Here is a 10,041-nt window from a genome sequence, read left to right as displayed (position 1 = left end):
AGACTCTCTCGTGGCTTTCCTCCGGGCGCTTCCCTTCGGTCTTGCGTTTCCGACTCTATCAGATCTTTCCGATCCGATTTCCTCGGGGTCCTGCTCCGCTTTCCAGGAATTCGCTTTCGCGTTTCCTTTCCGGCGGTCCCGACTTTATCAGAGATTCTGAGTCGGAATTCTCCGGCCCGTTCGGGAAGAGGTCCGGCACGGTGAGTGCGCGGGCTTCCCCCTCGGGCGGAGCCGTAAACCTACTGGAGCGGGGCGCCCCGATGCAAATCGAGGTGCCCCGCTCACAGAGTGCCTGGTCAGCGGCGTCAGACCTCGACGACGACCGGGAGGATCATCGGGCGGCGGCGGTAGGTGTCCGACACCCACTTGCCCAGCGTGCGGCGGATGAGCTGCTGCAGCTGGTGGGGCTCGACGACGCCGTCCTGGGCGGACTTCTCCAGGACCTCCTGGACTCGCGGGACGACGGCGATGAACGCCGAGTCCTCGATGCCGGAGCCGCGGGCCTGGATGTTCGGACCGCTGGTGATCTTGCCGGTGCTGGAGTCCACCACCACGAAGACCGAGATGATGCCCTCGTCCCCGAGGATCTTGCGGTCCTTGAGCGCGGGCTCGCCCACGTCACCGACGGAGAGCCCGTCCACGTAGACGTAGCCGGCCTGGACCTTGCCCGTGATCTTCGCCTTGCCCCCGACGAGGTCGACGACGACGCCGTCCTCGGCGATGACGATGCGGTCGTGCGGGACGCCGGTGAGGGCGCCCAGCTCGGCGTTGGCGCGCAGGTGGCGCCATTCGCCGTGGACCGGCATGAGGTTCTTGGGCTTGCAGATGTTGTAGAAGTACAGCAGCTCGCCGGCCGACGCGTGGCCGGAGACGTGCACCTTGGCATTGCCCTTGTGGATGACGTTCGCGCCCCAGCGGGTCAGGCCGTTGATCACGCGGTAGACCGCGTTCTCGTTGCCGGGGATCAGCGACGACGCCAGGATCACCGTGTCGCCGGAGACGATGCGGATCTGGTGGTCGCGGTTGGCCATCCGGGAGAGCGCCGCCATCGGCTCGCCCTGGGAGCCGGTGCAGACCAGGACGACCTCGCTGTCCGGGAGGTCGTCGAGCGTCTTGACGTCCACGACCAGGCCCGGTGGGACCTTCAGGTAGCCCAGGTCGCGGGCGATGCCCATGTTCCGGACCATCGAGCGGCCGACGAAGGCGACCCGGCGGCCGTACTCGTGGGCGGCGTCCAGGACCTGCTGGATGCGGTGCACGTGGCTGGCGAACGAGGCGACGATGATCCGCTTCTGGGCGCCGGCGAAGACGCCCCGGATCACGTTCGAGATGTCGCGCTCCGGCGGGACGAAGCCCGGGACCTCGGCGTTGGTCGAGTCGGTGAGGAGCAGGTCGATGCCCTCCTCGCCGAGCCGCGCGAAGGTCGGCAGGTCCGTGAGGCGACGGTCCAGCGGGAGCTGGTCCATCTTGAAGTCGCCGGTGTGGACGACCATGCCGGCGGGGGTGCGGATGGCGACGGCCAGCGCGTCCGGGATGGAGTGGTTGACGGCGATGAACTCGCAGTCGAAGGTGCCGAGCCGCTCGCGGTCGCCCTCGGTGACCTCGAGGGTGTACGGGCGGATCCGGTGCTCCTGGAGCTTGGCCTCGATCAGGGCGAGGGTCAGCTTGGAGCCGATCAGCGGGATGTCCGGCTTCTCGCGGAGAAGGTACGGGACGGCGCCGATGTGATCCTCGTGGCCGTGCGTCAGGACGATGCCCTCGACGTCGTCGAGGCGGTCCCTGATGGACGTGAAGTCCGGCAGGATGAGGTCGATTCCGGGCTGCTCCTCCTCGGGGAAGAGGACTCCGCAGTCGACGATCAGCAGACGGCCGCCGTACTCGAAGACGGTCATGTTGCGCCCGATCTCACCGAGGCCGCCCAGCGGTGTGACGCGCAGGCCGCCCTTCGGGAGCTTCGGCGGGGCGCCGAGTTCAGGATGCGGATGACTCAAAAGACTCTCCTTTAAGCACGCGCGCCACGTACCTGTAGGCACGTGGCGCGCGTGACGTTCGTGCAATAGCAGTTGTCGGTGTTCTTGGTGTTGCTTCTGTTCTGTTGATTCAGTTGTGAAGCTGTGCGAAGTCGGTGGTCAGAGCTGTACCCCGCCGGCGGCGAGATCGACCCTCAGCTGCGCCGTCTCCTCGGGGGTCAGCTCGACGAGGGGCAGGCGCAGCGGCCCGGCGGGCAGCCCCTGGAGGTCCAGCGCCGCCTTCGTCGTGATGACTCCCTGCGTGCGGAACATGCCGGTGAAGACGGGGAGCAGCTTCTGGTGGATCTCGGTGGCCTTGTGCACGTCGCCCGCCAGGTACGCGTCGAGCATCGCGCGCAGCTCGGGGGCGACCACATGGCCGACGACCGAGACGAAGCCGCACGCGCCGACCGAGAGCAGCGGCAGGTTGAGCATGTCGTCGCCCGAGTACCAGGCGAGACCCGAGCGCGCTATGGCCCAGCTGGCGCGGCCGAGGTCGCCCTTGGCGTCCTTGTTGGCCACGATCCGCGGGTGCTGGGCGAGCCGGACGATCGTGTCGGTGTTGATCGGTACGCCGCTGCGGCCCGGGATGTCGTAGAGCATCACTGGGAGTTCCGTGGCGTCCGCGATCGCCGTGAAGTGGCGGAGCAGGCCCTCCTGCGGCGGCTTGTTGTAGTACGGGGTCACCGTGAGCAGGCCGTGGGCGCCGGCCCGCTGGGCGGCGCGGGCCAGTTCGATGCTGTGGCGCGTGTCGTTCGTGCCGACTCCGGCGACGACGTGGGCGCGGTCGCCGACCGCCTCCACGACGGCTCGTACGACGTCCGATTTCTCCGCGTCGCTGGTGGTCGGGGACTCGCCCGTGGTGCCGTTGACGACAAGGCCGTCGTTGCCTGCGTCCACCAGGTGGGCGGCGAGCCGCTGCGCGCCGTCGAGGTCGAGTGCGCCGTCCGCCGTCAGGGGCGTGACCATAGCGGTGAGGACCCTCCCGAAGGGGGTCTGCGGAGTGGAGGTCGGAGCCATGGGGAACACGCTACTCGCTGCTCAGCGCCGGGTCCCCCCTCGGGGGACGCGACAAGTCACGACAAAGGAGGAGCCCGGCACTGCCTGCTCGGGGGTTCAGGCAGTGCCGGGTCCGTTTGATCAGGCTAGATGAACTTCCCGAAATGCCGCAATACGGACACTTCGAGCGACCCACCCGCACATCTGTGCCGCTTCCGCAACACGGTGATCAAGGAATGAACCGGTTCAGGACTAAGGCGCCACGCGGCCGTTGGCGTTGAACGCCGCGTACGTCAGCGGCATGAGCTCGGCCCAATTCGCCTCCATCTTCTCGCCGACCATCTCGATCTCCCGCTGCGGGAAGGACGGCACCTTGGCCAGCTCGTGCTGGGTGCGCAGACCGAGGAAGTGCATCAGCGAGCGTGCGTTGCACGTCGCGTACATCGAGGAGTACAGGCCCACCGGGAGCACCGCGCGCGCCACTTCGCGGGCCACGCCCGCGGCCAGCATTTCCTGATAGGCCTCGTACGCCTGAACGTAGGACGCCTCCATGGCGCGCCCCGTCAGCTCCTGCTGCGCCTGGGTGCCCTCGACGAAGCGGTACTTGCCCGGACGGCCCTCCTGCACGAGCTTGCGGTCGGCGTCGGGGACGTAGAAAACCGGCTCCAGCTCCCTGTACCGGCCCGATTCCTCGTTGTACGACCAGCCCACGCGGTGCCGCATGAACTCGCGGAAGACGAAGATCGGGGCGGTGATGAGGAACGTCATCGAGTTGTGCTCGAAGGGGCTGCCGTGCCGGTCCCGCATCAAGTAGTTGATGAGGCCCTTGGAGCGCTCCGGGTCCTTGGTCAGCTCGTCCAGGGACTGCTCGCCCACCGTGGAGACGCGGGCCGCGAACAGCACGTCCGAGTCGCTCGCGGTGTGCTTCACCAGCTCGACGGTGACGTCGCCCCGGAACGTGGGCTTGCGGTCTTCAGCAGGGATGTCGGTCACGGCGCGGGGGGTCCTTCCATCACTTCTTTCGGGCGGCGCCCACTCTACGGGCCGCCACTGACAGCCCGGTCGTCCACGCACGCAGCGCACCGCTTCCGGCGCACCGGAAACGAACTTCAATTAATTCGGTGAAAGAGGGCACCTTTTGGGGCACTCGCTCGTCTGTGTAGATGAACACACTTCGTTCGAACCCCTTGAGGAGAAGCACCGCCCATGTTTCGTCGGCGCGAGCCCGTACCGTTCGCCTTCATCGCCGAAGCCGACAAGTTCCGCAGCAACATCAAGCCGCCCGCGCGTGAGCGGCCCTCCGCGGGCCAGCTGGCCGGCCGGACCCTGGTGGGACTGACCGTCGTGGCCGGACTCGTGGGCTCCCTGTTGTTCGGGATGCCCGCGCTGTCGGCCGACCAGACCACCAAGCACGTACAGCAGTCCGAAGCCACCAACGGGCACTGACGGACGCCGGCCGGCGCCGCACTCGTCCGGGCCCCTGAGGTGGAAGGCCGGGGCGCGCCTGGATAGCCTCACCGGGCACAGCCCCCATCCAGCATGGATCGAGTGAGGACCCGTCGTGCCCCTGCCCTTCCTGACGGCCGACCGAGCTTTCGACGAGGCCGCGGAGACAGCGCTGCCCTTCGACGACCGCGACCAGTGGCGCCGCCCCTACCGTCCGGGCCCGTACCGGGTCGGGGCGGCCGCGCTGCTGCTGCTCCTCGCGTCATACGTGCTGTTCGCCGGGGTCATCGTCGCGATGGCGGCCGACCCGGCCGCGGCGGGTGCCTGCGGGGTGGTGGCCGTCCTGCTCATCGCGGTGGCGATGCGGATGCTGCGCACCGGGGCGTGGGTGAGCGCCCGCGGCCTGCGTCATGTCAGTTTCTTCCGGACGCAGACCGTGCCCTGGGACGTCGTCGTGACCGCGCGCACCGTGCAGCAGCCGGTGCGCTGGCTCGGGCTGCCCCGCACCGTGCAGGGACAGGCGCTGATCCTCGTACGGCGGGACCGGCAGGGTGAGCAGACGGCGCTGCTGACGAGTCACAACGGGGACTTCCTCGGCCGGGGCGCCGCGTTCGAGCGGGCCGCCGACAGCATCGAGGTGTGGGCCGACGAGTACCGGCCCCGGAGCTGAACCCCGCCTGAGACAGCTGAAGGGGCCCGTACCGTGCCACCGCACGGTACGGGCCCCTTCGTCGCCTCTCAAGCGCTCAGCGAGCGGCCTTCCTGGAGCGCGATGGCGCGCTGCATCGCCTTCCGCGCGCGCGGGGTGTCCCGGGCGTCCTTGTAGGCGACGGCCAGCCGGAACCAGCAGCGCCAGTCGCCCGGTGAGTCCTCGGTCTCGGCCTTGCGGCGGCCGAAGACCTCGTCCGCGGAGTTGCGGTCGATGCGCCCGTACTGGTCGCGGCGCAGTTCGTCGACAGGCAGCCCGCCCTCGGCCTCAAGGAGTTCGGCAAGGCGGTTGGCCTTGCGCACGAACTGGGTGTTGGCCCACAGGAACCAGACGCCGATGAGCGGCATGACCAGCACGGCCAGGCCGAAGGTGATCGTCAGTGCCGTGCCCTGCCGGATGAGCAGGACGCCACGATCGCCGGCCAGGACGAAGTAGACGACCAGGACGGCGGCCGTGACCGCGTAGGTGATCTTCGCGCGCATCGCCGTCGTCAGCCGTTCAGGTCGAGGAAGTGTTCCAGGCCGAAGGTGAGGCCAGGGGTGGTCACGACCTTGCGGGCGCCGAGCAGGATGCCCGGCATGAAGCTGCTGTGGTGCAGCGAGTCGTGGCGGACCGTCAGCGTCTCGCCCTCGCCGCCCAGGAGGACCTCCTGGTGGGCCAGGAGGCCGCGCAGCCGCACGGAGTGGACCGGGATGCCGTCCACGTCCGCGCCGCGGGCTCCGTCGAGCGCTGTGGCCGTCGCGTCGGGCTGCGGCGCGCTGCCCGCCTTCTGCCGGGCCGCGGCGATCAGCTGCGCCGTGCGGGAGGCCGTGCCGGAGGGGGCGTCGACCTTCTTCGGGTGGTGCAGCTCGATGACCTCGACGGACTCGAAGTAGGGCGCCGCCACTTCGGCGAACTTCATGGTCAACACCGCGCCGATGGAGAAGTTCGGGGCGATGAGCACGCCCGTCCGCGGCGAGGCGGCCAGCCAGCCTTCGAGCTGCGCGAGGCGGTCCGGCGTCCAGCCCGTCGTGCCGACGACCCCGTGGATCCCGTGGCGGACGCAGAACTCCAGGTTCTCCATCACCGAGTCGGGGGTGGTCAGCTCGACCGCGACCTGGGCGCCCGACTCCACGAGGGTGTCCAGCGTGTCGCCGCGGCCGAGGGCCGCGACCAGCTCCAGGTCGGCGGCGGCCTCGACGGCCCGTACGGCCTCGGAGCCGATGCGGCCCTTGGCTCCGAGAACCGCCACGCGCAGCTTGCTCATGTTCTGTCCGTCTCCTTGGCTTCCTTGACCGACGCGTTCTTACGCGACCGCTTCGTGCAGGCGCGCGGCCTGCTTGTCCTTGAGCGGGCCGATGACCGACAGGGACGGGCGCTGTCCCAGGATGTCGTGCGCGACCTCGCGCACCTCGTCCGGGGTCACGGCCGTGATGCGGGCCAGCATGTCGTCGACCGACATCTGCTCGCCCCAGCACAGCTCGCTCTTGCCGATACGGTTCATCAGCGCGCCGGTGTCCTCCAGGCCGAGCACCGTGGAACCGGCGAGCTGACCGATGGCCCGGCCGATCTCGTCGTCGCTCAGCCCGTCCCGCGCGACCTGCTCCAGCTCGTCGCGGCAGATCTTCAGGACGTCGTGCACCTGGTTGGGGCGGCAGCCCGCGTAGACGCCGAACAGGCCGCAGTCCGCGAAGCCCGAGGTGTACGAGTAGACGCTGTACGCCAGGCCGCGCTTCTCGCGGACCTCCTGGAACAGGCGGGACGACATGCCGCCGCCCAGCGCCGTGTTCAGGACGTCCATGGCCCAGCGACGCTCGTCGGTGCGGGCGAGGCCCGGCATGCCGAGGATGACGTGGGCCTGCTCGGTCTTGCGGCCGATGACCTCCATGCGGCCGGCCGTGCGCAGCTTCTTGAGGCCGGCGCGCGGGCCGACGGGGGCCGCGGCGGGGCCGTCCAGCGCGCCCGCCCGCTCGAAGGCAGCGCGGACCTGGCGGACGACCTTGTTGTGGTCCACGTTGCCCGCGGCGGCGACGACCAGGTGGGTCGGGTCGTAGTGCTTCTTGTAGAAGCGGCTGATGCGGCCGCGGTCGAGGGCGTTGATCGTGTCGACGGTGCCGAGGACGGGACGGCCCAGCGGCGTGTCGCCGAGCATCGTGTGCGCGAACAGGTCATGCACGCAGTCGCCCGCGTCGTCCTCGGTCATCGCGATCTCTTCGAGGATCACCCCGCGCTCGGCGTCGACGTCCTCCTCAGCGATGAGGGAGCCGGTCAGCATGTCGCAGACGACGTCGATGGCCAGCGGGAGGTTCGAGTCGAGCACGCGCGCGTAGTAGCACGTGTACTCCTTCGCCGTGAAGGCGTTCATCTCGCCGCCGACCGCCTCGATGGCGGCGGAGATGTCGAGGGCGCTCCGGCGGGAGGTGCCCTTGAAGAGGAGGTGCTCCAGGTAGTGCGTCGCGCCGTTCAGCGTGGGCGTCTCGTCGCGGGAGCCCACGTGGGCCCAGATGCCGAAGGTCGCCGAGCGGACCGAGGGCAGGGTCTCGGTGACGATGCGCAGACCGCTCGGAAGCGTGGTCCTGCGGACGGTGCCGGCGCCGGCGGCGCCCTTGATCAGTGTTTGGGTACGGGCGACGGCCCGCGCCTCCGAGGAGGTGCGGGCCGTCGCCTTGGTGGTACGAGACGTCACTTGTCGGTGTCGTCCTTCGCCTCGTCGTCCTCTTCGCCCTCGACGACGGGGACGAGGGAGAGCTTGCCGCGCGAGTCGATCTCGGCGATCTCGACCTGGACCTTCTGGCCCACACCGACGACGTCCTCGACGTTCTCCACGCGCTTGCCGCCGGCGAGCTTGCGGATCTGCGAGATGTGCAGCAGACCGTCCTTGCCCGGCATGAGCGAGACGAACGCACCGAAGGTCGTCGTCTTCACGACGGTGCCCAGGTAGCGCTCGCCGACCTCCGGCATGGTCGGGTTGGCGATGCCGTTGATCGTGGCGCGGGCGGCCTCGGCCTGCGAGCCCTGCGCGGCACCGATGTAGATGGTGCCGTCGTCCTCGATCGTGATGTCGGCGCCGGTGTCCTCCTGGATCTGGTTGATCATCTTGCCCTTCGGGCCGATGACCTCACCGATCTTGTCCACGGGGATCTTGACGGTGATGATCCGCGGGGCGTTCGGGGACATCTCGTCCGGGACGTCGATCGCTTCCATCATCACGTCGAGGATGTGGAGGCGGGCGTCGCGGGCCTGCTTGAGGGCGGCGGCCAGGACGGAGGCCGGGATGCCGTCGAGCTTCGTGTCGAGCTGGAGTGCCGTCACGAACTCCTTGGTGCCGGCGACCTTGAAGTCCATGTCACCGAAGGCGTCCTCGGCACCGAGGATGTCGGTCAGGGCGACGTAGTGCGTCTCACCCTTGATCTCCTGGGAGATCAGGCCCATGGCGATACCGGCGACGGGGGCCTTGAGAGGCACACCGGCGTTCAGCAGCGACATGGTGGAGGCGCAGACGGAGCCCATGGACGTCGAGCCGTTCGACCCGAGCGCCTCGGAGACCTGGCGGATCGCGTAGGGGAACTCCTCGCGCGTCGGCAGGACCGGCACGATCGCGCGCTCGGCGAGCGCGCCGTGGCCGATCTCGCGGCGCTTGGGGGAGCCGACGCGGCCCGTCTCACCGACGGAGTACGGCGGGAAGTTGTAGTTGTGCATGTAGCGCTTGCGGGTCACCGGGGAGAGGGTGTCCAGCTGCTGCTCCATGCGCAGCATGTTCAGCGTGGTGACGCCCAGGATCTGGGTCTCGCCGCGCTCGAACAGGGCCGAGCCGTGCACGCGCGGGATGGCCTCGACCTCGGCGGCCAGGGTGCGGATGTCGGTGACACCGCGGCCGTCGATGCGCTTCTTCTCCTTGATGACGCGCTCACGGACCAGGGACTTGGTCAGCGAGCGGTACGCGGCGGAGATCTCCTTCTCGCGGCCCTCGAACTGCGGGAGCAGCTTCTCGGCGGCCAGACCCTTGACGCGGTCCAGCTCGGCCTCGCGGTCCTGCTTGCCCGGGATGGTGAGGGCGGCCGACAGCTCGGACTTGACCGCGGCGGTCAGGGCCTCGAGCACGTCGTCCTGGTAGTCCAGGAAGATCGGGAACTCGGCGGTCGGCTTCGCGGCCTTCGCGGCGAGGTCGGCCTGAGCCTTGCACAGCACCTTGATGAAGGGCTTCGAGGCGTCGAGACCGGCGGCCACGACCTCCTCGGTCGGCGCCTCGGCGCCGCCCGCGACCAGCTGGATGGTCTTCTCGGTGGCCTCGGCCTCGACCATCATGATCGCGACGTCGCCGTCCTCCAGGACGCGGCCGGCGACCACCATGTCGAAGACGGCGTCCTCGAGCTCGGTGTGCGTCGGGAACGCGACCCACTGGCCGTTGATCAGCGCGACGCGGACGCCGCCGACCGGGCCGGAGAAGGGCAGGCCGGCCAGCTGCGTGGACGCGGACGCGGCGTTGATCGCGACGACGTCGTACAGGTGGTCGGGGTTGAGCGCCATGATCGTGGCGACGACCTGGATCTCGTTGCGCAGGCCCTTCTTGAAGGACGGGCGCAGCGGGCGGTCGATCAGGCGGCAGGTGAGGATCGCGTCCTCGGAGGGGCGGCCCTCGCGGCGGAAGAAGCTGCCGGGGATCTTGCCCGCGGCGTACTGCCGCTCTTCGACGTCGACCGTGAGGGGGAAGAAGTCGAGGTTTTCCTTGGGGTTCTTCGAGGCCGAGGTGGCCGAGAGCACCATGGTGTCGTCGTCGAGGTAGGCGACGGCGGAGCCGGCGGCCTGACGGGCCAGACGGCCCGTCTCGAAGCGGATGGTGCGGGTGCCGAAGGAGCCGTTGTCGATGACGGCCTCGGCGTAGTGGGTCTCGTTCTCCAC

The 10,041-nt window shown here is 69.2% G+C and carries 9 protein-coding genes; 2 read left to right on the top strand and 7 right to left on the bottom strand.

What is annotated here, in order from left to right:
- Nucleotides 1-305: 305 nt before the first annotated feature.
- From ABZY33_RS23980 to thyX, 3 genes are all read right to left on the bottom strand, one after another.
- Nucleotides 306-1,991 (bottom strand): ribonuclease J, encoded by a 1,686-nt coding sequence (locus ABZY33_RS23980; RefSeq protein WP_356493693.1) that lies wholly within the window; start codon nucleotides 1,989-1,991, stop codon nucleotides 306-308.
- Between the two features lie 138 nt (nucleotides 1,992-2,129).
- Nucleotides 2,130-3,029 carry a 4-hydroxy-tetrahydrodipicolinate synthase gene (gene dapA, locus ABZY33_RS23975; protein WP_356493692.1) on the bottom strand — a complete coding sequence of 300 codons (900 nt, stop codon included), beginning with the start codon at nucleotides 3,027-3,029 and terminating at the stop codon, nucleotides 2,130-2,132.
- Between the two features lie 231 nt (nucleotides 3,030-3,260).
- The gene (gene thyX / locus ABZY33_RS23970) at nucleotides 3,261-4,001 is read right to left on the bottom strand and encodes an FAD-dependent thymidylate synthase (protein ID WP_356493691.1); all 741 of its coding nucleotides are present in this window, start codon (nucleotides 3,999-4,001) and stop codon (nucleotides 3,261-3,263) included.
- A gap of 213 nt (nucleotides 4,002-4,214) precedes the next feature.
- On the opposite strand from thyX, the gene ABZY33_RS23965 reads away from it, so the two are divergent.
- Together ABZY33_RS23965 and ABZY33_RS23960 are read left to right on the top strand one after the other, a co-directional pair.
- The gene (locus tag ABZY33_RS23965; RefSeq protein ID WP_356493690.1) at nucleotides 4,215-4,454 is read left to right on the top strand and encodes a hypothetical protein; all 240 of its coding nucleotides are present in this window, start codon (nucleotides 4,215-4,217) and stop codon (nucleotides 4,452-4,454) included.
- 115 nt (nucleotides 4,455-4,569) lie between these two features.
- Nucleotides 4,570-5,124, top strand: a complete 555-nt coding sequence (locus ABZY33_RS23960) for a hypothetical protein (RefSeq protein WP_356493689.1) — start codon at nucleotides 4,570-4,572, stop codon at nucleotides 5,122-5,124.
- Between the two features lie 68 nt (nucleotides 5,125-5,192).
- Here the strand turns inward: ABZY33_RS23960 and ABZY33_RS23955 are convergent, their stop codons facing one another.
- Genes ABZY33_RS23955 through ABZY33_RS23940 form a run of 4 tightly spaced genes read right to left on the bottom strand, consistent with a single transcriptional unit; the run spans nucleotide 5,193 to nucleotide 10,041 of the window.
- Nucleotides 5,193-5,645 carry a hypothetical protein gene (locus tag ABZY33_RS23955; protein ID WP_356493688.1) on the bottom strand — a complete coding sequence of 151 codons (453 nt, stop codon included), beginning with the start codon at nucleotides 5,643-5,645 and terminating at the stop codon, nucleotides 5,193-5,195.
- 8 nt (nucleotides 5,646-5,653) lie between these two features.
- Nucleotides 5,654-6,409, bottom strand: a complete 756-nt coding sequence (dapB, locus tag ABZY33_RS23950) for a 4-hydroxy-tetrahydrodipicolinate reductase (protein ID WP_356493687.1) — start codon at nucleotides 6,407-6,409, stop codon at nucleotides 5,654-5,656.
- Nucleotides 6,410-6,448: 39 nt separating this feature from the next.
- Nucleotides 6,449-7,828: a pitrilysin family protein gene (locus ABZY33_RS23945; protein ID WP_356493686.1), complete on the bottom strand. Its 1,380-nt coding sequence runs from the start codon at nucleotides 7,826-7,828 to the stop codon at nucleotides 6,449-6,451.
- Nucleotides 7,825-10,041: a polyribonucleotide nucleotidyltransferase gene (locus ABZY33_RS23940; RefSeq protein WP_356493685.1), complete on the bottom strand. Its 2,217-nt coding sequence runs from the start codon at nucleotides 10,039-10,041 to the stop codon at nucleotides 7,825-7,827. Before ABZY33_RS23940 ends, ABZY33_RS23945 begins: the two co-directional genes overlap by 4 nt.

This window comes from Streptomyces sp. NPDC006552, assembly GCF_040611655.1.
Lineage (GTDB): Bacteria > Actinomycetota > Actinomycetes > Streptomycetales > Streptomycetaceae > Streptomyces.
The sequence above is the reverse complement of the archived record's forward strand: the minus strand, read 5'-3'. Positions and strand labels throughout refer to the sequence as shown.

Coding starts and splice junctions, on each gene's coding strand:
- ABZY33_RS23955 (WP_356493688.1), bottom strand. CDS start 5,645: ATGCGCGCGAAGATCACCTACGCGGTCACGGCCGCCGTCCTGGTCGTC.
- dapA (WP_356493692.1), bottom strand. CDS start 3,029: ATGGCTCCGACCTCCACTCCGCAGACCCCCTTCGGGAGGGTCCTCACC.
- ABZY33_RS23965 (WP_356493690.1), top strand. CDS start 4,215: ATGTTTCGTCGGCGCGAGCCCGTACCGTTCGCCTTCATCGCCGAAGCC.
- dapB (WP_356493687.1), bottom strand. CDS start 6,409: ATGAGCAAGCTGCGCGTGGCGGTTCTCGGAGCCAAGGGCCGCATCGGC.